The sequence below is a fragment of the Sphingomonas trueperi genome, from assembly GCF_011927635.1.
GTDB lineage: Bacteria > Pseudomonadota > Alphaproteobacteria > Sphingomonadales > Sphingomonadaceae > Sphingomonas > Sphingomonas trueperi.
The window spans coordinates 25244-46968 of sequence record NZ_JAATJB010000021.1; the positions used below are offsets into that span (position 1 = coordinate 25244).

Annotated in this window: 21 protein-coding genes and 1 riboswitch; of the genes, 12 read left to right on the top strand and 9 right to left on the bottom strand. The window is 68.4% G+C overall.

What is annotated here, in order from left to right; translation table 11 throughout:
- The first annotated feature begins 123 nt into the window (after positions 1-123).
- The 3 genes from GGR89_RS20420 to GGR89_RS20425 all read left to right on the top strand — a co-directional run bounded on the left by GGR89_RS20420 (position 124) and on the right by GGR89_RS20425 (position 1298).
- Positions 124-399 carry a hypothetical protein gene (locus tag GGR89_RS20420; protein WP_125975390.1) on the top strand — a complete coding sequence of 92 codons (276 nt, stop codon included), beginning with the start codon at positions 124-126 and terminating at the stop codon, positions 397-399.
- Entirely contained in the window at positions 396-527 is a 132-nt protein-coding gene (locus GGR89_RS22725) for a hypothetical protein (protein WP_277600105.1), read from the top strand. Before GGR89_RS20420 ends, GGR89_RS22725 begins: the two co-directional genes overlap by 4 nt.
- 156 nt (positions 528-683) lie before the next feature.
- Positions 684-1298: a DUF1543 domain-containing protein gene (locus GGR89_RS20425; protein WP_125975392.1), complete on the top strand. Its 615-nt coding sequence runs from the start codon at positions 684-686 to the stop codon at positions 1296-1298.
- Here GGR89_RS20425 and GGR89_RS22450 read toward each other — a convergent pair.
- Positions 1291-1458 (bottom strand): hypothetical protein, encoded by a 168-nt coding sequence (locus GGR89_RS22450; RefSeq protein WP_241217931.1) that lies wholly within the window; start codon positions 1456-1458, stop codon positions 1291-1293. The genes GGR89_RS20425 and GGR89_RS22450 overlap by 8 nt on opposite strands.
- A 199-nt stretch (positions 1459-1657) precedes the next feature.
- Between GGR89_RS22450 and GGR89_RS20435 the strand changes: the two genes are divergently transcribed.
- The 7 genes from GGR89_RS20435 (at position 1658) to GGR89_RS20465 (ending at position 11207) form a co-directional block, all read left to right on the top strand.
- Positions 1658-2638: a cytochrome c oxidase subunit II gene (locus GGR89_RS20435; RefSeq protein ID WP_125975394.1), complete on the top strand. Its 981-nt coding sequence runs from the start codon at positions 1658-1660 to the stop codon at positions 2636-2638.
- Complete coding sequence (locus tag GGR89_RS20440; RefSeq protein WP_125975396.1) at positions 2635-5151, top strand: cbb3-type cytochrome c oxidase subunit I; 2517 nt, start codon at positions 2635-2637, stop codon at positions 5149-5151. Before GGR89_RS20435 ends, GGR89_RS20440 begins: the two co-directional genes overlap by 4 nt.
- Positions 5148-5528: a hypothetical protein gene (locus GGR89_RS20445; protein WP_125975398.1), complete on the top strand. Its 381-nt coding sequence runs from the start codon at positions 5148-5150 to the stop codon at positions 5526-5528. Before GGR89_RS20440 ends, GGR89_RS20445 begins: the two co-directional genes overlap by 4 nt.
- A complete protein-coding gene (locus GGR89_RS20450) occupies positions 5525-6115 on the top strand; it encodes a cytochrome c oxidase assembly protein (RefSeq protein WP_125975400.1) in 591 nt (196 codons plus the stop codon). Before GGR89_RS20445 ends, GGR89_RS20450 begins: the two co-directional genes overlap by 4 nt.
- Positions 6112-7152: a c-type cytochrome gene (locus tag GGR89_RS20455; RefSeq protein ID WP_125975402.1), complete on the top strand. Its 1041-nt coding sequence runs from the start codon at positions 6112-6114 to the stop codon at positions 7150-7152. The genes GGR89_RS20450 and GGR89_RS20455 overlap by 4 nt, the downstream gene beginning before the upstream one ends.
- A 124-nt stretch (positions 7153-7276) precedes the next feature.
- Positions 7277-7497: riboswitch (cobalamin riboswitch) on the top strand.
- Between the two features lie 177 nt (positions 7498-7674).
- Positions 7675-9660, top strand: coding sequence for a TonB-dependent receptor plug domain-containing protein (locus GGR89_RS20460; protein ID WP_125975404.1), 1986 nt, complete (start codon positions 7675-7677; stop codon positions 9658-9660).
- Between the two features lie 2 nt (positions 9661-9662).
- A complete protein-coding gene (locus GGR89_RS20465; protein WP_125975406.1) occupies positions 9663-11207 on the top strand; it encodes a PepSY domain-containing protein in 1545 nt (514 codons plus the stop codon).
- On the opposite strand, the gene GGR89_RS22085 is transcribed toward GGR89_RS20465, so the two are convergent.
- The 8 genes from GGR89_RS22085 to GGR89_RS20495 form a co-directional block, all read right to left on the bottom strand.
- Entirely contained in the window at positions 11183-11587 is a 405-nt protein-coding gene (locus GGR89_RS22085; protein ID WP_206434284.1) for a hypothetical protein, read from the bottom strand. The genes GGR89_RS20465 and GGR89_RS22085 overlap by 25 nt on opposite strands.
- Positions 11577-11723: a hypothetical protein gene (locus tag GGR89_RS22090; RefSeq protein WP_206431220.1), complete on the bottom strand. Its 147-nt coding sequence runs from the start codon at positions 11721-11723 to the stop codon at positions 11577-11579. Before GGR89_RS22090 ends, GGR89_RS22085 begins: the two co-directional genes overlap by 11 nt.
- A complete protein-coding gene (locus GGR89_RS22095) occupies positions 11723-12058 on the bottom strand; it encodes a hypothetical protein (RefSeq protein WP_206434285.1) in 336 nt (111 codons plus the stop codon). Before GGR89_RS22095 ends, GGR89_RS22090 begins: the two co-directional genes overlap by 1 nt.
- A gap of 215 nt (positions 12059-12273) precedes the next feature.
- Positions 12274-13503 (bottom strand): MFS transporter, encoded by a 1230-nt coding sequence (locus GGR89_RS20475; RefSeq protein ID WP_206434286.1) that lies wholly within the window; start codon positions 13501-13503, stop codon positions 12274-12276.
- 26 nt (positions 13504-13529) lie between these two features.
- Positions 13530-14078, bottom strand: a complete 549-nt coding sequence (locus GGR89_RS20480) for a cytochrome b (protein ID WP_206434287.1) — start codon at positions 14076-14078, stop codon at positions 13530-13532.
- Positions 14075-15487: an efflux transporter outer membrane subunit gene (locus tag GGR89_RS20485; RefSeq protein ID WP_164542654.1), complete on the bottom strand. Its 1413-nt coding sequence runs from the start codon at positions 15485-15487 to the stop codon at positions 14075-14077. Before GGR89_RS20485 ends, GGR89_RS20480 begins: the two co-directional genes overlap by 4 nt.
- A 2-nt stretch (positions 15488-15489) precedes the next feature.
- Positions 15490-18600 (bottom strand): multidrug efflux RND transporter permease subunit, encoded by a 3111-nt coding sequence (locus GGR89_RS20490; RefSeq protein WP_167713065.1) that lies wholly within the window; start codon positions 18598-18600, stop codon positions 15490-15492.
- Positions 18601-18610: 10 nt separating this feature from the next.
- The gene (locus tag GGR89_RS20495) at positions 18611-19723 is read right to left on the bottom strand and encodes an efflux RND transporter periplasmic adaptor subunit (protein WP_241217933.1); all 1113 of its coding nucleotides are present in this window, start codon (positions 19721-19723) and stop codon (positions 18611-18613) included.
- 139 nt (positions 19724-19862) lie between these two features.
- On the opposite strand from GGR89_RS20495, the gene GGR89_RS20500 reads away from it, so the two are divergent.
- Positions 19863-20540, top strand: coding sequence for a response regulator (locus GGR89_RS20500; protein WP_125975417.1), 678 nt, complete (start codon positions 19863-19865; stop codon positions 20538-20540).
- The gene (locus tag GGR89_RS20505; RefSeq protein WP_125975419.1) at positions 20537-21601 is read left to right on the top strand and encodes an ATP-binding protein; all 1065 of its coding nucleotides are present in this window, start codon (positions 20537-20539) and stop codon (positions 21599-21601) included. Before GGR89_RS20500 ends, GGR89_RS20505 begins: the two co-directional genes overlap by 4 nt.
- Positions 21602-21725: the final 124 nt, after the last annotated feature.

A 21725-nucleotide genomic window follows, 5' to 3' on the forward strand; every position in this document is an offset into this window, starting at 1 on the left:
CAGCAAACGCGATGCAAGGTGGGAACGGGCGCCCTTCTGCCACCGGTGCAGATGGACGTGCCACTACTGGGGTGAGGAAAGATGATGCGAGGTTGCAGGAGGTTCGGCGGCCTCGCCGCTGCGTTGTCGTGCTTCGCGGCCGTTCCTGCCACCGCCGAGGTGACGGTGACGCGGATCTCCGGCGATGCCGTCCGCCGCAGCAATGCGCCGGTACCACCGCCCACGATGCGCCGGACCTGCGGCCTGCTCAACCTGGCCAGCCTGTGCCTTGCCCGCAACATCCGCATTACCATGGCACCCCAGGCGAGTGGCACGATCGCTTCGGTGACGAGGTTCCGCATCGGCGCGGTGACCGGCACCAGCTTCGTCGCTGGGGGCCAGCGGATGCGAGCACGATGAACTTCCAGCTCAACCCGATGGCGCTCGGCAACGTCGTCACCATCCAGTTCGGGATGGATATTACGGTCGCCCCAGGGCAGCGGGGCGTGGCCGCGACCCGCTACATCGCCAACGCGGATTTTGTTTGAGAGGAAGGGCGCTGTCCCTTCGGACAGGTGCCGCCGATAAACCATTTTTGCGCGGGCATTTGTAACCGACGTGCGTCTAACGCGTTTCTGTGGCCGAGGGTATGCCGAAAATCGGTTGCCGTCATAACGAGACTGATCGACTGTTCTCCGCACATTATGCTCGGCGCTCGCGCTTCTGTTGCCGCTCGTCGCGATGGCGCAGGTCGCCGAAACGGCGACGGCATTGTTGACCATCGTGCAGCCGCTGACGATCACGAAAGACGCGGACCTGCGGTTCGGCAGCATCGTGAAACCGGCGGGGAGCATCCGTCGGCGCATGTCGAGGTTCATGACGTCCGCTTTGTCGTCGCGAACCGGATCGAGGACACTTATGATCGGTTGCGCACCAACTGGTGGGGTACGCCCGGCACGCTGCACATCGACTGCTGGGCCGAGATCGACCGGGCCGACGGCCATGCCGTCGCACTGCACGCCGCGCCGTCGGCTGGGCCCGAGAAGCTCTGGTTCGTCAACCTCGGCGGCTATGACGGGGTCGACTTCGCCGAGCAGCATAAGAACATGTTCGTCGTCGCAGGATCAGCGCGCGACGCGAAAGCGCGCGCCCTTGCGACCGTGCGCGGCTGGAAGGATGCCCATCGCGACGACCTGTACGATGCGGACGCCGTCTTCGATCTCGACGCCATGCTGGGCGAGAGGCTGTACGTCCATCTGACGCGGATGCCCGACGCCTCGGCGTCCCGCTTCACCTGCCGCTATACGCCGCTCAAGTGACGCCCGTTCCGGCCGTCTCCGCGACAGGATGGGGCGGGGGCGGGGGATCGGGATGCGCGTACCAATCGGCATAGGGCGTGTTGCGTGCCAGGTGGCGGTTGAAGTCCGGCGCGCCGTCTTCCCACCAGGTAGGACCCCGCTCGCCGAGCTGGCGCTTCACGCGGCTCGTGCCTGGGCCTCTGCGTCGGCATCCTGTCTTCGCTGCGCCGCCCCCACCGCACGCCGCGCGGCCATCAGCGAGACGACAAGTTCCGTGCGCAGCGCGGGGTCGGCCCTGCCGCAGCGCCTGGAAACAATATATTACAGGATGTTTCCATCGTTTGATGGACGGCTCACGCCGCGCGGGATAGGGCGGCGGGATGCGAGCCGGGACCAGCAGGCGAGGAAGGCTGGCGATCGTCCTTGGGACGATGGCGCTGGGAGGCTGTAACCACCACCAATCGGTGTTCGCGGCGTTCGGCGAGGAAGCGGCGGGCATCAATTACATCACGCTGGTGATGGTGGCGGGCGGTATGATCGTCGCCGCGGGCGTCGCCGGGTTGATGATCTGGGCGGTGCGCGCTCGGCCGGGGGCGCTGAGCCTGCGCGGCGGCGAACGCCTGATCCTGATCGCCGGCGGGCTGATCCCGGCGCTGGTGCTGGCCGCGCTGCTCGTCTTCAGCCTGCCCTATATGCGGCCGCGCGGCGTGGCCCCCGCCGATCTGCGCATCGACGTGACCGGCGAGCAATTCTGGTGGCGCGTCGCCTATCGACCGTCGGACGGGACGGCGGTGGTGAGCGCGAACGAGATCCGCATTCCGGTCGGCCGCACGGTGCTGTTCCGGCTGGCGGGCGGCGATGTCGTCCACAGCTTCTGGATTCCGGGGCTGGCCGGCAAGATGGACATGATCCCCGGCCGCACCAACGACCTGCCCGTCCGCGCCACCCGCGCGGGGCGCTTTCGTGGCCAGTGCACCGAGTTTTGCGGATTGTCCCACGCGTTGATGGCGTTCGACGTGGTGGCGATGCCGGCCGAGGCGTTCGACCGCTGGCTCGCGGCGCAGCGCCGGCCGGCGGTGGCGAGCGCGGATCCCGGCGCGGCGCTGTTCCTCCGCCACGGCTGCGGCGGCTGCCATGCGATCCGGGGCACCGCGGCGACCGGCACGATCGGGCCGGATTTCACCCATCTCGCCCAGCGCGCGACGATCGGCGCGGGAACGCTGCCCAATAACGAGGCTGCCCGGCTGCGCTTCCTGCGCGAACCCGCCGCCGTGAAGCCGGGTGCGCGCATGCCCGCCTATCCGCAGTTGCCCGAAACCGAAGCCCGCGCGATTGCGCGCTATCTGGGAACCTTGCAATGAGCCTCCACGCGCAGGACGATCCCGAGCTGCGCCGCGCGCAGGAGGAGCGGCTGCGCACCGTATGGGCGCCGCCCAAGGGCTGGCTGCGGCGGTGGAGCGATACCAACAACAACGCGGTGGGGCCTTGGTACACCAGCACCGCCTTCGTCTTCATGCTGTTCGCCGGCGTGCTCGCGCTGATCATACGGGCCCAGCTGGCGGTGCCGGAGAACGACCTGGTCTCCGCCAACACCTTCAACCAGCTGTTCACGCTGCACGGCTCGGCGATGATGTTCCTGTTCGCGGTGCCGATGTTCGAGGCTGTCTCGATCATCCTGCTGCCCCAGCTGCTCGGCGCACGCGACCTGCCGTTCCCGCGGCTCTCCGCCTTCGGCTATTGGAGCTTCCTGATCGGCGGCGTGTTCGTGCTCGGCTCGATCTTCTTCAATGCCGCCCCCGATGGCGGCTGGTTCATGTACCCGCCGCTGACCACCCGCACCGACCTGTCGGGCCTCGGCGCCGACATCTGGATGCTGGGGCTGTCGTTCATCGAAGTCTCGTCGGTCGCGGCGGCGGTGGAGCTGATCGTCGGCGTACTCAAGTGCCGTCCGCCGGGCATGCGGCTGAACCTGATGCCGCTCTATGCCTGGTACATCCTGGTCGTCGCGGTGATGATCCTGTTCGCCTTCCCGCCGCTGATCGCGGGCGACCTGCTGTTCGAGATGGAGCGGCTGCTCGGCTGGCCGTTCTTCGACGCTGCCCGTGGCGGCGATCCGCTGCTGTGGCAGCACCTGTTCTGGATCTTCGGGCACCCCGAAGTCTATGTGATCTTCCTGCCCTCGATCGCGCTGTTCGCGATGCTGATCCCCACCTTCGCGCAGCGGCACCTGCTCGGCTATCCCTATATCGTGCTGGCGGCGGTGGGCACTGCCTTCCTCAGCTTCGGACTGTGGGTGCACCACATGTTCGCGACCGGGCTGCCCAAGATCAGCCTCGCCTTCTTCTCGGCGGCGAGCCAGGCGGTGGTGATTCCCACCGGCATCCAGATCTTCGCCTTCATCGCCACGCTGGCGGCCGGGCGGGTGATCTTCTCGACGCCCTTGCTCTACGCCACCGGCAGCCTCGCCATCTTCGTGATCGGCGGGCTCACCGGGGTGATGGTCGCGATCGTGCCGTTCGACTGGCAGGCGCACGACACCTATTTCGTGGTCGCGCACCTGCATTACGTGCTGATCGGCGGCACGCTGATGCCGCTGTTCGCCGGCCTCTATTATTACTGGCCGCTGGTGACGGGGAAGCAGCTGAGCGACCGGATCGGCCGCACCGCCTTCTGGATCCTGTTCGTAGGCGCCAACCTCGCCTTCTTCCCGATGCACCTGTCCGGGCTGATGGGGATGCCGCGCCGGGTGTTCACCTATCCGGCCGAACTGGGGCTGCAGGGGCTCAACATGGCCTCGACGATCGGCGCCTTCCTGTTCGCCTTCGGCGTGCTGCTGATCGTGATCGACCTGCTGCGCTCGCCCTGGCGGCCGCTTGGGCCCCGCAACCCCTGGAACGCCGGTACGCTCGAATGGCTGGCCACCCCCAGCGGCGAGCAATGGGGCGTGCGCTCGATCCCGCTGATCGAGACCCGCTATCCGATCTGGGACCAGCCCGATTTCGTGCGCAAGGTCGACGAGGGCCGCTTCTTCCTCCCCGATGCCGAGGAGGGGCGGCGCGAATCGCTGATCACCTCGGTGCTCGATGCCAAGCCCGTCGCGGTGCTGCGGCTGCCGACGCCGTCCTTCGTGCCGATGGCGACGGCGGCGGCGCTGGGCGGGGTGTTCATCCTGACGACCTACCATCTCTACTGGCTCGCGCTCGCCGCCGCCGTGCTGACGCTGGCGCTGGTGCTGGCCTGGCTGTGGCAGACCGCCGAGATCCCCGAAAAGCCGTGCAAGCCGATCGGCCATGGTATCGATCTGCCGCTCTATGTGGCGGGGCCGCTGGCGCCCGGCTGGTGGGCGATGTTCATCACCATGATGGCCGATGCGACGGCCTTTTCGGGGCTGGTGTTCGGCTATTACTTCTTCTGGACGGTGCATCCGAGCTTCCCGCCGCCCGGCATGACCGGGCCGGGCGTGTTCTGGCCGATGATCGCGCTGGCGCTGATGGTGCTGGGCTGGGCGGCGACGCTCGCCGCGCGCGAGACCAACCGCCGGGGCGCGGTGACCGCGGCGCGGCTGCTGCTGGCGGCAGGCGCGCTCGCCGGGCTGGCGGCGATTCCGGCTGGACTGGCGGGCCCCTGGCTGTCGCATCTCGATCCGACGCTCCACAGCTATCCGGCGATTGTCTGGACGCTGACGGGCTGGACCGTCGCCCATGCCGGCGTCGGCGTGGTCGGACAGCTTTATGCGCTCGCCCGCAGCCTCGCCGGGCTCGCGACGCCGACCCATGATGCCGACATCCGCAACGTCACGCTCTACCAGCATTTCCTGTTGTTCACCGCGCTCGTCACCTGGGCGACGCTGGGCCTGTTCCCGGAGGTGGCATGATCGGGCGGCTGCACCAGCGCTTCCGCGCGCTCCGGGTCACCCTGTGGACGCTGATCGTACCGCCGACGGGCTGGGCGGCGCATTTCCTCTTCTCCTATCTCTGGGCGGCGGTGCGCTGCGCCAAGACCGGGCGCTATGTCGACGCGCCGGCGATCTTCTGGGGCGGCACGGCGGCGGCACTGCTGGTGATCCTCGCCTCGGGGTGGATCGCCTGGGTGCAGGCGCGCACGCCCGGCGACCATCCGCCGCACGAAGCCGGCACCGACAGCGATCGACTGCGCTTCCTCGCCTATGCCACCTTGCTGCTCGCCGGGCTGAGCGTGATCGGCGTCGTCTTCACCGCGCTGCCGGTGCTGTTCCTGCGGGACTGCCGGTGAGAGCCGCCCCCCTGGCGCTGGGGGCCGCGCTGCTCGCGCTCGGCTGGAGGCTCGCCGGGCAGGGGATGACCGGGCACATGGCCGCGCACATGCTGGCGACCGCCGTCGCGGCGCCATGCGTGGCGCTGGGCATTGCCGGCACGCGCATGGATCCCGCGCGGCGCCTGCCCCGCATCGTCACGCCGCTGGCGATGAGCATGGTCGAGCTCGGCGTGGTGTGGAGCTGGCACCTGCCGGCGCTGCGGGCGGCGGCGGCGCATAGTTCCATACTGCTGGCGCTCGAGCAGGCGAGCTTCCTCGCCGCGGGCGTGCTGCTGTGGAGCGCGGTGCTGGCACCGGGCGCGCGGGCGATGGGGGTGGGCGCGTTGCTGCTCACCTCGATGCACATGACGCTGCTTGGTGCGCTGATCGGGCTGGCACCGCGGCCGCTCTATCCGGCGATGGCGCATGCCGCGCCCTGGGGGCTGGCGCCGCTCGCCGACCAGCAGCTTGCCGGCGTGGTGATGCTGCTCGTCGGTGGTGCGGCCTATTTCGTCGGCGGGCTCGGACTGCTGGCCACGCTGTTGCGGCTGGAGGCGCGCGTATGACGATCCGGATCACCTGGAAGCGCGTAGTGCTGGCGCTGGCCGGTATCGTGGCATTGGCGCTCGCGGTCGCTTGGTCCGGCGCGATCAACGTCGCCGCGTCGAGCGGGCACTGGCCGATCACCAACTGGTTCCTGCATTGGGTGATGCGCAACTCGGTCGGCACCCGCAGCGCGCTGGAGAGCCCCAAGACGGCGGCCGATCCCCAGGGGCTGGTGAGCGCCGCCGGCCATTTCGCGGCGAGCTGCGCCGCCTGCCACGGCGCCCCCGGCATGCGGCCGCGCGCGGTGTTCCAGGCGGCGACGCCCCCCGCGCCCGACCTTGCCCGCACCGCGAAGCAATGGAGCGACCGCGAGCTGTTCTGGATCATCGATCACGGCGTGAAGTTCAGCGGCATGCCCGCCTGGCCGGCGCGCGACCGGCCGGACGAGGTCCGCCGCATGGTCGCCTTCGTCCGCCGCCTGCCGACGATGACACCCGCCGACTATGCGCGACTGGCCGGCGGCATCGCCGGGATTGCGGGGGCGCCGCGGTTCGAGGCCTGTGCCGGCTGCCACGGTGCCGATGGACGGGGGCGGGGGCAGGGCGACATCCCTGTGCTGGGCGGGCAGAACCCGGCCTATCTCGAAGCGGCGCTGCGCGCCTATCGCGATGGGCACCGCTTCAGCGGCGTGATGGCCAACGCCGCCGCGTTGCTGAGCGATGCCGATGCGGCCGCGCTGGCGCGGCGGTTTGCGGCACTGCCGGGACTGGGAGAGGCACCGCAGGTCCGCGATGCGGATGCCGAGCGCATCGTTTCGCGCGGCCTGCCGAACCGGCAGCTTCCCGCCTGTGCGAGCTGCCACGCGCCGGGCAAGCCCTATCCGGTCCTGGCGGGGCAGAAACCGGCCTATCTCGCCGCGCGGCTATGGCAGATGCGCGGCGACGGCAAGCAGGTGGATGCCCGCCAGTCGCAGGCAACGATGCCGGTGATTGCGCGGCGCATACCCGAGGAAATGGTCGATCGGCTCGCGGCATATCTCGGTGCGCGGCCGCAATAGTGGTGCGAGCCGCCGCGGGCGGGGAAGCGATAAGGTCTAAACCCCAGCGGGGGGCGGGCTGACCGGCACCTTGCGGTGTCGACCGCGAGCCTCTACCAAGGCGACGCTTTCGGCGTTTCTTGCCGCGAGCGCAGATCGCGCCGGTGCCTCGACGAGAGGCTTAAAAGGGAACACGGTGAGGGCGGCATGCCGCCTGAATCCGAGGCTGTCCCTGCAACTGTAAGCGGTGAGCGAGACGCACGGGCTTCCTTCCACGGAAGCAGCCACTGGGCCTCAGGGCCTGGGAAGGCGTGCGTCGAGCGACGACCCGTGAGCCAGGAGACCTGCCGGCGTCTGGTCGCTCTTGCCTTGGTCCAGGGGATGGCCGCGGCACGGTGTACTCCGTCTGAGCGACGAACGAGCGGCGGGAGCCGCATCGGTCACGTGCGCCGGTCGCCCATGGCGTCCGGCCGGCGCCGTGCGCCGACCGTTCGCGTGAACGGCACGCTTCCGCCCGACGTCGACGACGCCGGGGGTATGTCTATGAAGTTCCTTATTGTTTCTCGCTCTGCGGCCGCTTTTGCGTTGGCCGCTGCTGCCTCGCTTCAGCCGGTGCACGCGCAGACCGAGGATGACGCCGACGCGCTGCTCGTCACCGGCACCAGCCTGGAGGAAACGCTGCCGCGCCAGCGCGCCCGCTATGGCAGCGATCTGGCCCTGCGCAGTGAAACCCAGCTGCGGGAGAGCGGCGCGATCGACGTCGCGACCGCGCTGCGTACCGTGCCGGGTCTCTACCTTCAGCCTGCCAGCGGGCCGTTCAGCTATGTCGACGTGTCGCTGCAGGGCTCGCGGACGCAGGACGTTTTGTGGACCGTGGACGGCATCCGCATCAACAACCGGCTCTATGGCGGTACCTCGCCCAACGACACGCTGCCGGCCAGCATGATCGAGCGGGTCGAGGTGCTGAAGGGCGGCGAAAGCCTGTTCTACGGCACACAGGCTGCCGCGGGCGTGATCAACGTCGTCACCCGCGACTTCTCGGACCGCTTCGGCGGGCAGGTAGACGCCAGCGTCGACAGTTTTGCCGGCACCAACCTCGGCGGCTATGTGCGCGGCGGGGCGGGCAAGCACCAGTTCGTAGCCTGGGGTTCCCACAATCGCTCCGACGGATACCAGCCCTATAGCCGGATGGAACCGAGCGCGACCGATCGTGCCCGCGGCTACGACCTGTGGTCCGTCGGCGGCAAATATCGCTACGATCTCGGTCCCGACTGGCGGTTCAGCCTCCAATATATCCACACCGAGGCGAAGCTCGACAATCTCAGCCCCACCCGCACCCGCGAAAGCCGCAACGATCGCAACGAGGAGATCGCCAGCGCCCGGCTCGATTATGTGGGGAGCGACGTGGTGCAGCTGTTCCTCAAGGGCTATTTCCACGACTGGAAGACCGCCTATGTCCAGATCCGCAACTCCCCGAGTGGTGGCGCGCCGGTGGTGGTGTACCCCGCCGGCACCTTCTGGGGCTTCAAGGACTATGGCGGCAGCGCGCTGGTCCAGCTGCGGCCGCATCGCGGGCTCGATTACCTGATCGGCTATGATTTCCAGCAGTTCAGCGGGCGCGAGGACGTGCTGCGGATCGCCGCGACCGAGGAGCGCGTCCATGCCGGCACCTTCCAGATCCGCACCAACGACGACCTTTCGCGTCGCGCGCGGCTCTCGGCCGGGCTGCGCTACAACGATGGCAGCGGATCGCGGAAGACGGTGTGGAACGTCACCGGCCGCATCGAATTGCGCGACGATCTGTTCGTCCAGGCCAATGGTGGCACGTCGTTCCTGCTGCCCAGCGCCTCGCAGCTCTACCAGATCGATCCCTGCTGCGAACGCGGCAACCCCAACCTCAGGCCGGAGGAGAGCCTTAGCGCCAATGCCAGCATCGGCGGCACGCTGGCGAGCGGCCTGTTCCACTGGCAGGGCACGGTCTTCGCCCGGCGCATCGATCATCTGATCGATATCGATACCGCCAACCCCGCCTATCCGGACGGCATCTACCGCAATTCGGACTCGCGCGTGAACGTGCGCGGTGCCGAGCTGGTGCTGGGCGCGGTGATCGCCGACGCCTGGCACCTCGACGCGAGCTACACCTATGCCCGCGCGCGCAACGCCGGTTCGTCGCTCCAGCGCGACCGGACCCCCGAACAGCTGGCGCGCGGCACGGTCGCGTGGCGGCCACGCACGCTGCCGATCGGCGCCAACGCCTCGGTCAACTGGGTGGGCGACGCCTATACCTCGGCGAGCGGCTTCGGCCGGCGCAACTATGGCAAGTACGCGATCGTCGATGCCGGTGTGCACCTGTTCCCCGATGCGGCGCGCCGGCACCGTTTCGGCATCAACGTCGAGAACCTGTTCGACCGCGATTACGCGACGCGCGGCTTCCAGTCCGCCGTGTCGGATAGCGGGGTGGGGCGCTTCCTCTATTTCGCGCGCGGCGTGCCGCGGACGCTGCGAGTCAGCTACGGCCTGGGCTTCTGACGATGCCCAAGGCAGTCCTTGTCCTGCACCGCTGGCTGGGCGTCGTCATCGGCATGGTGATGACGCTCTGGTGTCTGTCGGGCTTCGTGATGCTGTATGTAGACTATCCCCGGCTGACCCCGGCGGAGCAGGTGCGGGGGCTGCCGCTCCTGCGGCTGCCCGCTGCGGCGACGCGGGCGCGGATCGACCTGCCGGACGCTCTGCCGCTGGCCTCGGCGCGGCTGGAGACCATGGCGGGGCGGACCGTCCTGCGCATCGTCCCCGCCGCGGCGACGGAGCGTCGGATAGGGCAGATTCGCGCGATGCCGGTCAGCTATGATCTCGCCACCGGCGCGCGCTTGGCCGAACTGGCGCCGGAGGATTTTCGCCGCATCGCCGTCGATTATGCCGCGCAGGCCAACATCGCCGGCGCACCCGCGCGGATTGCCGAGACCGGCATCGACCAATGGACCGTTCAAACCTTCCGTGCCAACCGTCCGCTCATCCGCGTCGACTATGCCGATCCGGCCGGCACCAGCGTGTACATTGCCGGCAGGAGCGGTGAGATCGTCCAGCAGACGACGCGGTTCGAGCGCTTCTGGGGATGGCTCGGTGCGGTGCCCCACTGGCTCTATCCGACGTTGCTCCGCCAGAACGGCGCTGCCTGGAGCCAGGTGGTGATCTGGACCTCCCTGGTCGGCTGCTTCCTCACCGCCACCGGCATCTGGGTCGGCATCGCCCGGCTGCGGCGGCGGAAGGATGGCAGCTTCGGCTCGCCGTACAAAGGGCTGTGGTGGTGGCACCATGTCTTGGGACTGGTCTTCGGCGTACTGACGCTGAGCTGGGTCGCGAGCGGGCTGTTGTCGATGAACCCCTGGGGTTTTCTCGACAGCCGCGCAGGTGCCGCCGAACACCAGCAACTCGCCGGGCCGATGGCCTGGGGTACGGTGCGCGCCGCACTTGCCCGTCTCGATCGCGTCCCCGCCGATACCCGCCGGGTGGAGAGCGTCGCCATGGCCGGTCGCGTCTTCCCGATCGCGATCGGCGGGTCCGGCAGCTCGATGCGCTTCGACGACCGGGGAGAACCCGCGCCGTTGCGACGCGAGGCGGTGGCAGCGGCACTGCGCGCCGGTCCGCCGCTCGCCAGCCTCGACCTGCTGACGGCCGAGGATTCCTATTATTACGGACACAAGGCCCCGGTTGCATTGCCGGTATGGCGGGCGGTGCGCGCCGATCGCGAGGCCACCCGGCTCTATATCGACGCACAAAGCGGGAAGCTGCTGCGCGCGGTAGACGGCAATGCGCGGGCCTTTCGGTGGCTTCAGGACGGTCTGCACCGGCTCGATTTGCCGGGCCTGCGGTCGCGCCCGGTCTGGGATCTGGTCGTGCTGCCGTTGCTCGCCATGGTTACCCTGGTCTGCGCCACCGGCACCTGGATGGGCGTGCGCAAGGCGAAGCGGGACCTGCGCCATATGCTTCGGCGACGGAAACTGGGTCGTGGACCACACCCGCGTCGCCATGGGCACGGCGCGCGTGCCCTGCGTCATGCGGTGACAGGAAGGTGGTAAGATACGCCGTCGCCGCGAGTACGCCGGCGAACAGCAGGATCTCGGCGATGATCACCCGGCGCAGCCAGCTGCGCGTGGGCGGGCTGTGGGCAATGCGGAGTGTGAGGGGCTGCCTGTTCACGCCGGCCAGAGGGAGCAGCGCCGGTCAATGCGAGCTTGGTCGGCAGCCCCTGCGTATAGGCACTGGCGAGATCGATCCGGAACGCGAGCAGGGGCACAGCGGCGGCGAGTGCGGCGGCGACCACCCACACCGCCTGTCGGCTGAAGGTGCGGAAATGATCATTGCCCATTTCATGGTTGATGAGCGTCTGCACGGTGCGTTCCGACGCTCCCATGTGCTCGACGAAAGCCGCGAAGGTTAGCTCGGGATCAAGGAACACGCGTTCGGTCCATCAGGCTCGACAGCCAGCGATGCAACTCGCCAACATGCCAGAGGCCGGGCTGTGGCGTTGCTTCCGTCGGCGACGAAGCTTTTTCCAGGATGCCGAGCGTCAGCACATCGGCCCGCACAGTCATCAGCCTGCCCGCCAGCCATAGTGCAAAGGCGAACGCCATCGCGGTCTGGGCCATGGCGAACGCGAGCGGACGCCAGGCGAAGCCGAACAGCGCATCGGCCGCCAGTCGATAAATAGCATCCCGCCAAGGAGAACGGCGACCAGGATCCCGGCGTCGTGACGTTGCTGAATCAGGTCGCCCTGACGTTCGGCGATCAGCCGCCAGACCAGATGGCCGACGATCGCGAAGCCCATCGGTACGAGCAGGAACGACAGGCCCGTGCCCGCGAGCGCGTCGCCGAGCAGCCCGCGATCCACTGCGTCGATGGCGACCCAGGCCAGACCGATACCCAGCACGCCCCCTCCCAACCTGAACCGACTCTCAAAGCACGATAGGCAGAACCACCATAGGAAGACGACCGCGAAACCGCTCACGGTGTGAGCGATGGTGCCGACCGTCCCGGCTGGGGACGGCGTAGTGATCGGTGTGTTGCCTATGAGGAAGCCGGACAGGCGGAGCGCCAAGGGTACGAACAGTACCGCAGGCAAACCAATCGGCCGCTCATGCCGCGTCAACCTCGATCCGTCAGCTCCGTGCAGACAACCGGGGAAAGCAAGGCGATCAGGCAAACGAGCGTTCCCAACCCTCCCGTCAGCACGAACAGCCACCGCACGCCGAGAATTTCGCCGAGCGGTGCGGCGGCGAGCAGGCCGACGGGGGCGGCTAAGCCCATTATCGTGCCGAGCAGCGCCAGCACGCGGCCCTGCAGATGGTTCGGCACGGTCGTCTGAATCAGCACGGTGAACGGCGCGTCGCCAAGGATGAAGGTGACGCCGCTCAGCGCCCAGAACAGCGTCGCCAGCCAGAACAAGCCGGGCGGCACCAGCGCTGCCGCCATCAGCGTGGCGCAGGATAACATGAACCCCCACAATATCCAGGACATGAGCCGCTTCGGCACGAAGGTCGCGACGATCGCGCTCCCAACGATCATACCCGCGCCGCCCAATCCTTCCAGCACTGCGACCGCTTGCGGGCCGCCGCCGAAATGCTGTTTCACAAGCAACGGCAACAATTCGGCGCTGGGCATCACCACCAGCACCACGGCAGTCAGCAGGGCGTAGACGCGACGCAGCCTGGGACTACGCCAAACGATGGCGATGCCCTCGCCAAATTCGGCCCACATGCCTTTGCTTTCGCTTGGCATCCGCTGCTGCGGAATGCGGAAGAACAGCAGCGGCGCGATCCCGAGCACCGCCGTCGCGACATCGATCCACAAGGCCATGCCCACCGGCATCAGGCCGATCGCCAGCGCGCCCAGCGGCGCAGCGGCGACGGTGACGATGCCCATCATCGTCTGGTTGAGCCCGACAGCGCGCGGCAGGAAATGAGCCGGCACCAACATTGCCTCGCTGGCCGCGGCTGCCGGCATCTGGAAGGCGGCGGCGGCGCTGCGCACGAACATTGCCGCATAGACATGCCAGAGCGCGACGCTGCCGTGCAGGAAGAGCGCGATCAGCACCAGGATGCAGCCCGCGCCGATCGCATCGGACATGATCATCAGCGTGCGGCGGCTGTAGCGATCCGCGAAGGTTCCACCGATCGGTCCGAGCAATGCCTGCGGCAACAGCCCCACCAGCCCTGCGGTAGCCAGCGCGCCGAAGGTGCCCACCGTATCGGTGATCCACCAGATCAGCACGAACTGGGTCATCGCGGAACCGATTACCGATAGCGTCTGCCCGCTGAAGATCGACCAATAGCGCCAACGCCAGCCAGAACCCGGATCGGATTCCGTAGCGGGCACAGGTGGTTCGGAAGCACAGTGAGAGGTCATAGCATCCGTGGCAGCACGTTGGTATCACGCCCGCGATCGAGAAAGCGGTGCTTGATCACACCCAGGACGTGGAGGGCGACCAAGGCGAGCAGCGCGTAGGCGAGCGTCTTGTGCGCCCATGCGAATACCGCAAAAGCACGGTCGTTCTTCGGCAGGAGTTCGGGCAGATCGAGGCCGAAAAAGGGAATGCCGTCGCTTTGCGCGAAACTGCTGGACGTCGCATAGCCCATCAGCGGCACCAGCATCGCCAGCGCCAGCAGCGCATGATGTACGATAGCGGACAGTGTCCTTTCCGCTTTGGACAAGCCAGCAGGAGGCGGTGGCAGGGCGGAACGCAGGCGGATGGCCAGTGCAATGCTTCCGGCAACGAACGCGAGAACGCCGAGTTCTTTGTGGAGGGGATACATCCACGCGAACTTCGCAGGCAGGCTGTCGGGGAGGCTGGTCATCGTCCAACCCAGAGCGACCAATCCCAACAGGAGCGCGGCGCGCATCCAGTGCAGCATCCGCATTGGCAACGGATAGCGCGTGCTCGCGTGCATCATCGTGTTGCTTTCTCTCGAACGTCGCCGCCCAGCGCGCGGTACAGCGCCGCAGCAGCGGCTAGTTGATCTCGTCGTGCCAAGAGCGTGGCTTGCCGTGCCGCATAGGTGGTGCGCTGTGCGTCGAGCAGTTCGATGCGGCTGGTCTGCCCGGCGGCATAGGCCATGGCAGCCAGCGCCGTCCGGCGCTCGGTCGCGACGACGGCGGCGCGCTGTTCGGTGAGTTGCGCGGCATAGGTCGACTGGGCGGCGAGCCCGTCGGCAACCTCGCGAAACCCGGTCTGGATCGCCTTTTCATAAGCGGCGACAGCGCTCGACGCGCGCAGCTTGGCGAGGTCGAGATTGCCGCGCAGTTCGCCGCCACGGAAGATCGGCACGCTGATCGCCGGCGTGTACGACCAGCTGCGGCTGGCACCGCGGAACAGGCTGTCCAGCGCCAGGCTCGCGAAACCGAACGCCCCGGTCAGCGAGGCGCGCGGGAAGAAGGCCGCGCGGGCCGCACCGATATCGGCGTTGGCGGCGCGCAACTCATGTTCCGCCTGGGCGATGTCCGGGCGGCGCATCAGCAGATCCGAGGGCGCACCGGCTGCCAACGCGGTGCGAACCGGCTGGTCGAGCAGCGACAGCGCGGACGGCAGATCGGCAGGCAGCGGCGCGCCCACCGCCAGCGTCAGCGCGTTCGTCGCCTGCACCCGTTCACGCTCGCGCTGGGCGAGGTCGGCCCGGGCCTGCCGGGCCTGTCCCTCCGCCTGCTCGAGATCGTCGCCGCTCGCCTGGCCCGCCGCCCGGCGCAGGCGGGTGATCTCGAGCGACGCCTGCCAGTCCTCCAGCGTCGCGCGCGCCAGGAACAGCTGTTCCTCGGCGAGCCGCTCGGTCCAATAGGCCTCGGCCACCGCGCCGATCACCGCCAGCCGCACCGCCCGCCGCGCCTCGACCGAGGCCAGCCAGCGCTGCAGCGCCGCCGCGTTCATCGCGCGTACGCGCCCGAACAGATCGAGCTCGAAGCTGGTCAGCGCCACCTGCGCGGCGAACTGGCCGAATTCGAAACCGGTCGCGCTGCCGCCCGGCGCCAGGCCGACGCCGGCACCGGCCACCGACGAGGGCTGGCGCTGGCGCGTATAGTTTCCCTCGGCATTGGCGCCCGGCAAGGCCTGCGTGCGCTGCACCCGCAGCTGCGCATAGGTCGCCTCGGCATTCAGCGCGGCGATGCGCAGGTCGCGGTTGCTGTCGAGCGACAATGCAATCAGCCGTTGCAGGCGCGGATCGCCGAACATGCCCCGCCATTCGGGCAGCGCCTCCGTTCCATCGACCACCGGATAGGCATGATCGACGGGCGGTGCCGGCAAGGTCCGTCTCGGCGTCATCGAGCAGGCGGTCGTCGTCAGGAGCATCACGAGTAAAAGACGGCGCATCGTCATGCCTCCTTGCCGGCGCGACGCGTCTGCCAGCGCTCCGCCAGTCCCACCACGACTACGAAGAAGACGGGCACGAACAACAGCGCGAGCACCGTGCCTGTGATCATGCCGCCGAACACGCCGGTGCCGATCGCATGCTGGGTCTCGGCGCTCGCGCCATGCGCCAGCATCAGCGGCAACACGCCGAGCGTGAAAGCCAGGCTGGTCATCACGATCGGCCGCAGGCGCACGCGGGCCGCAGCGATCGCCGCTTCGACCAGGTCGCTGCCGTTCGCGTGATACTGCTTGGCGAATTCGACGATCAGGATCGCATTCGTGGCGCTCAGCCCGATGATCGTGATCAGCCCCACCTTGAAGAAGATGTCGTTGGTCAGCCCACGCAGCGCCACGGCAGAGACCGCGCCGATGAGCCCCAGCGGCACCACCAGCATCACCGCGATCGGGATCGACCAGCTCTCGTACAGCGCGGCCAGCACCAGGAAGACGACCAGCATCGAGAGCAGGATCAGCATCGGTGCCTGGGCACCCGCCTGGCGCTCCTGGAGCGATTGTCCGGTCCATTCGATCGCGAAGCCGGGCGGCAGCTGTGCCGCCAGACGCTCCATCTCCCGCATCGCATCGCCGCTCGAGGTGCCCGGTGCAGCGGTGCCGGTGATGCTCACCGAAGGATAGCCGTTATAGGTGGCGAGCTGGAGGGGGCTGGTGGTCCACACCGGCGTCACCAGTTCGGCAAGGGCCACCGTCTTGCCTTCGACCCCGCGCACGCGCAGGCGGAGCACGTCGTCCAGGTTCATGCGGTCCTTGGCGTCGGCCTGGACGATCACCTGCTGCAAGCGGCCCTTGTTGGGGAAGTCGTTGACATAGCTGCTGCCGAGCGCGGTGCCGATCATGTCGCTGATCGCGCTGAACGACACGCCCAGTGCGCGCGCCTTGGCCCGATCGATGTCGAGCCGCACGCTGGCACCCGCCGGCAGCCCCTCGGCATAGACACCCTCGAGCTTGGGGCTGTGCGCGGCAGTAGTGATCAGCGCGTCGCGCGCGTCGAATAGCGCCTGTCGCCCCTTGCCCGCGCGATCCTCGAGCCGCAGCGCAAAGCCCGAGGACGTGCCGAGTTCGTCGATCGCCGGCGGCAGCATGCTCATCACCTGGCCTTCGTGCACCGCCTTGTGCATCGCGGCATCGGCGGCGGCGGCTTCCGAGCGGACGTCGGTGCCGCCGCGATGCCCCCAATCCTTGAGGATGGTGTAGATCATCGCCGCGTTGGGCCCTGAGCCCGAAAAGCCGAACCCCAGGATCGCCTCGGTCCGCTCGACGCCCGGCCGCCCGGCCATGTGGCGCTCGAACGCCTGCACGGCCTCCAGGGTACGGCTGGCGGTGGCGTCGGCGGGAAGCTGGAAGCTGGTCATGAAATAGCCCTGGTCCTCTTCGGGCAGGAACGACGACGGCAGCTGGGTAAAGGCAAAACCGAGCAGACCGAGCAGCGCCGCGAACACCAGCATCATCCGCAGCGAGCGCTTGAGCAGCGCTCGCACCCAATCCTCATAGCGCTGGGTCGCCGCCTCGAACATGCGGTCGAACGAGGCGAAGCAGCGGTTCTTGCGCGGCGCCTTGTCCAGCGGCTTCAGCAGCGTGGCGCACAGCGCCGGGGTGAGCGTCAGCGCGAGGAAGGCGGAGAACAGGATCGATACCGCCATAGCCATCGAAAACTGGCGATAGATGGTGCCCACCGATCCCGCGGCGAGCGCCATGGGGATGAACACCGCCGAGAGCACCAGCGTGATGCCGATCACCGCGGGCGTGATCTCGCGCATTGCCTTGCGCGTGGCGTCGCGGGGCGAGAGGTGCTCCTCGTGCATCAGCCGCTCGACATTCTCGACGACGACGATCGCGTCGTCGACGACGATGCCGATCGCCAGCACCATGCCGAACATGGTCAGCACGTTGATCGAGTAGCCCGTCGCCAGCATCACCGTCATCGTGCCGAGCAGCGCGATGGGGGCGACGATCGCCGGGATCAGCGTGTAGCGCACCTTCTGCAGGAACAGGTACATCACCAGGAAGACAAGCAGCATCGCCTCGGCCAGCGTCTCCACCACCTTCTCGATCGAGATGCGCACGAACGGCGCGGTGTCGAAGCCGGCCGACCAGCTCATCCCTGGCGGCAGCGCGCGCGCCAGTTCGTCCATGCGCGCGCGCACCGCCTGCGAGGTTGCGACGGCATTGGCGCCGGGGCTCAGCTGGATCCCGACGGATGCGGCGACCTTGCCGTTCTCGCGGGTGGCGTTGCCGAAGCTCTGCGAGCCCAGCTCGATTCGGGCGACCTTGTCGAGCGTGACGCTCGATCCGTCGGGGTTCGCCTTCAGGATGACCCCAGCGAAGTCTTCGATGGTCTTGAGCTGACCGTCGGCAGTGAGCGGCACCAGCACGCGCTGTTCCTGCGCGGTCGGTTCCGCGCCGAGCGCGCCGGGCGCGATCTGGACGTTCTGCTCGGTGATCGCTGCGGTAACGTCGCTGGCGGTGAGGCCGAAGCCGGCGAGCCTGGTCGGGTCGATCCAGATCCGCATCGCGCGCTCGGCGGAGAAATTCTGGACGCGGCCGACGCCCGGCACGCGCTTGAGCGCGTCGACGATGTTGCGGGTCATATAGTCGGACAGCGCGACCTCGTCCTGCTGCCCGTCGGACATCAGGCTGACGATCATCAGGAAGCCGGAGCTCGCGGACTCCACGGTGACGCCGGTCTGGCGTACCACCTGGGGCAGTCGCGCCTCGATCGCCTTGAGCCGGTTCTGGACGTCGACCTGCGCCATTTCCGGGTTGGTGCCCGGGCGGAAGGTAGCGGTGACCGTGGCGGAGCCGGCGCTGTCGGCCGAGCTCTCGAAATAGAGCAGGTTCTTCACGCTGGAGAGCTCGCGCTGGATCAGCGAGACGACGCTGTCGTTGAGCGTCTGCGGCGTGGCGCCGGGATAGCTGGCATAGATGCTGACGGTCGGCGGCGCGACACTGGGGAAGCGCGCGACGGGCAGTTGCGGAAGGGCGAGTGCGCCCGCCAGCACGATCGCGATGGCGATGACCCAGGCGAAGACCGGGCGGTCGATGAAGAAGTGCGGCATGGTCCTGTCCTCAGCCCGCGCTGCGATCGCGCCAGGGGAGCTGCTTCACCGGGGTGTTGGGCTGCACGCGATCCTGCCCCTCGACGATCACCACTTCCCCGGCACGAAGCCCGGACAGCACGACATATCGGCCGCCGACGATCGGCCCGAGCTGCACGCGCCGGAGATGCACGCGGTCCTGCGAGTCCACCACCGCGAGCTGCGCGGCACCGTCATCGGCGCGGGTAACGGCCTGTTGCGGCACGGTCAGTGCGGCCGGTAACGGCGCGCGCGGCAGGCGGGCACGCACGAACATGCCCGGCAGCAGGCGCTCGCCCGAATTGGGGACCTCGACCCGGACCAGCGCATCGCCGGTCGCCGGATCGACGGCAATGCCCGAAAACAGGAGGCGTCCCTTGATCGGATGCGCAGCAGCCGATGCCAAGACGATCTCGACCGGGCCCGTCGCCCCGCCCGCGTCCCGGAGCTGCGCATAGCGCTCGGCAGGCTGGCGAACGTCGACATAGACTCTGTCGATCTGTTGAATGGTGGCGAGCGGCGTGGCGTCGCCGGCGGTCACCAACGCGCCCTCTGTGAGGTTCGCCGCGCCGATGCGGCCCGCGATCGGCGCAGTGACCCGGGCGAAGCCGAGGTCGATGCGGCGGCGACGCAACGTCGCGCGCGCTTCGGCAAGCTCGGCGGCGGCCTGGTCGCGCGCGGCGACGGCATCGTCATAGCTCTGGCGGCTGATCGCATCGGCCGCGACCAGCGGCTTGAGCCGCTCTGCCTGGGTTCGTGCGCGGGCGAAGGCCGCTGCGGCCTTCTGGACGGTCGCGCGCGCCATATCGGCATCGGCGCGCAGCGGCGCGGGGCTGATCTCGAACAGCACCTGCCCGGTGCGTACCATCGCGCCTTGCTCAAACCTGCGGCGCTGCAGGATCCCGCCCACCTGCGGCCGGATCTCGGCCGTACGGAACGCGACGACCCTACCCGGCAGCTCGTCGCTCGCGATCACGGCCTGGGGAGCGACGCGCAGCGTCAGCACCTCCACCTCCCGGGTTGGTGTGGCGGGCGACGTATCGGCAGTGCAGGCGCCCAGCCCGCCAGCGGCCGCCAGTGCCAGCGGCAGGGTTCGGAAAAGCATTCGAGCCATCATGCGGCCGCCTATCCGCGCGACGGGTTGCGCCTCCGTCGAGATTGTGTGGAGGCTTTGTGGAGGCGCACTGGCGGCGGCTTCGTCTTCGCTGATAGGACGTTGCCATGCCCGCCGGAGCCCGCCCCGCATGAACCCGCTCGCGCTGATCGCCGAAGACGACAAGGACATCGCCGACATCCTGCGCGCCTATCTGGAGCGCGAGGGCTTTCGTACCGTGCAGGCGGGCGACGGCCGCACCGCACTGGACCTGCACCTGGCGCTGAAGCCCGACGTCCTGCTGCTCGACATCACGATGCCGCTGGTCGACGGCTGGGAGGTGCTGTCCGAAGTGCGGCGGCGGGGCGGCACGCCGGTGCTCGTGCTCACCGCGCTCGACCAGGATATCGACAAGCTCCAGGCGCTGCGCATCGGGGCCGACGATTATGTCGTCAAGCCGTTCAACCCGGTGGAGGTGGTGGCGCGGGTGAAGGCCGTGCTGCGCCGCGCCGGGCCCGGAGCTGCGGGCGGCGTGCTGCGGATCGGCCCGGTCGAGATCGACACGATCGCGCACATCGTCCGCACCGATCGGGGCGACGTGGCGCTCACGCTGACCGAGTTTCGGCTGCTGACCCACTTGGCCCGCACGCCAACCCGCGTGTTCAGCCGCAGCGAACTGCTCGACGCGTGCCTGCCGGGGTCGGATGCGCTCGATCGCACGGTGGACAGTCACATCAGCAAGCTGCGCCGCAAGCTGGACCAGGCGGGCGCCCCCGACATGCCGGAAGGCGTTCGCGGCGTCGGCTACCGGCTCTGGTCACGGGCATGAGGAAGCGGATCAGCCTGACCCGCCAGCTGGCGCTGGTGATGGCGGCACTCGCGATGATGGCTGTCATCGCCACGTCGGCCACCTTCTACATCGTCTACGCGGTGCTCGAACGGCTGCACATCCTCGCCCCGTCGCCTCCTGGAGCCGATGACTTCACCGGCCTCGACTTCGGCATCCTTCTCACCGGCTGCCTGTTCGGCGCGATGCTGGCGCTGGGAATTGCGCTTTGGATTTCCAGGAGGATCGTCCATCCGCTGCGCGCCCTCGGAGAGGCCGCGCGCCGTATCGCCGGCGGGGATCTCGCCACGCGGGTCGACGAAATCTCCGAAGCGCATGGCGAGACGGCGCTGCTCATTGCAGACTTCAACGCCATGGCGGGGCGCTTGCAGGGCATGTCCGAGGACCTGTCGACCTGGAATGCCCAGATCGCGCATGAACTGCGCACCCCGCTCACGATCCTGCGCGGGAGGCTGCAGGGGGTGCAGGACGGCGTCTTCCCGCTCGATGCGCAACTGATCGCCGGATTGCTGCAGCAGGTCGACGGCCTCACACGGCTTGTCGAGGACCTTCGGAGTGTCAGCCTCGCAGACAGCGGGCGGTTGGAGCTGATGCTGACGGAAGTGAATCTCGCGGGGGAGGTGCATGCCCTGGCGCCCACCCTTGCCGCCATGCTCGCGCCCGCGGGGTTCGGCCTCGCGCTGGACCTGCAGCCCGGGACCATCCAAGGCGATCCCGCTCGGCTGCGCCAAGCGATCATTGCGCTCGTCGAGAATGCGCGCTGCCATGCCGATCCCTGCGTGATCCGCATCGAAACCTACTTCACCGATGCCACTGCTTCCGTGAGCGTCATCGATGAAGGGCCCGGCCTTCGTGCCGGCTTCGAGAACCGGGCGTTCGATCCCTTCGCGAGGGACACACAGCGCACGCAGGGCACGGGACTGGGGCTCGCCGTCGTCCGGGCCATCGCGCGCGCCCATGGCGGCGATGCCGCATATGGCCGGACCCGTACGCAATCCATTTTCAGGCTAACCTTACCCCTCACGGTCCCTAAGACACGGTAGCCCTGTAGTTACAGGACAGGCATAGATGGCATCTGTGGACGCCCCTTCGGATGCAAGCAGTAAAGTCGGGGTATGTTGGCACGTAGTCGGATGCTGTCATCTGTCCGGCCTCGATGAGCAGCGC